Source organism: Campylobacter concisus, assembly GCF_002912895.1.
Taxonomy (GTDB): domain Bacteria; phylum Campylobacterota; class Campylobacteria; order Campylobacterales; family Campylobacteraceae; genus Campylobacter_A; species Campylobacter_A concisus_G.
Map to the genome: position 1 here is coordinate 1 of NZ_POZX01000006.1, position 431 is coordinate 431.

A 431-nucleotide genomic window follows, 5' to 3' on the forward strand; every position below is an offset into this window, starting at 1 on the left:
CTCTTGAAGCGCACGAAGCAACTTTGGCTGTAAATTTATAGGCATCTCGCCGATCTCGTCTAAAAATAGCGTTCCGCCATTTGCCAGCTCAAACTGCCCTTTTTTGGTGGTCGCAGCGTCAGTAAAGGCGCCCTTTTCAAAGCCAAAAAGCTCACTTTCTATCAAATTTTCAGGGATCGCAGCCATATTTAAAGCGATAAATGCAGCGTCTTTTCTAGGTGAGTTTGCGTGGATAAATTTAGCAAAGACCTCCTTGCCAACGCCGCTTTCGCCACTAAGCATTATTGAGGCGTCTGTTCTTGCAGCTTTTAGCGCGATATTTAGCGTCGCTTCAAGTGCCTTTGAAGTGGCTAAAAAGCCGTTATTTTCGCTTTTAGTTTCAACTTTTTTTATGCTTTTTGGAGTCTTTTGCTTTAGCACTTCTACCCTTT

At 43.4% G+C, this 431-nt stretch carries 1 protein-coding gene; it reads right to left on the bottom strand.

Annotation, left to right across the window (positions count from 1 at the left end; all coding sequences use genetic code 11):
* Nucleotides 1–431, bottom strand: a 431-nt coding sequence (locus CYP51_RS00495; protein WP_141089673.1) for a sigma-54 factor interaction domain-containing protein, incomplete at both ends; no start/stop codon positions are given.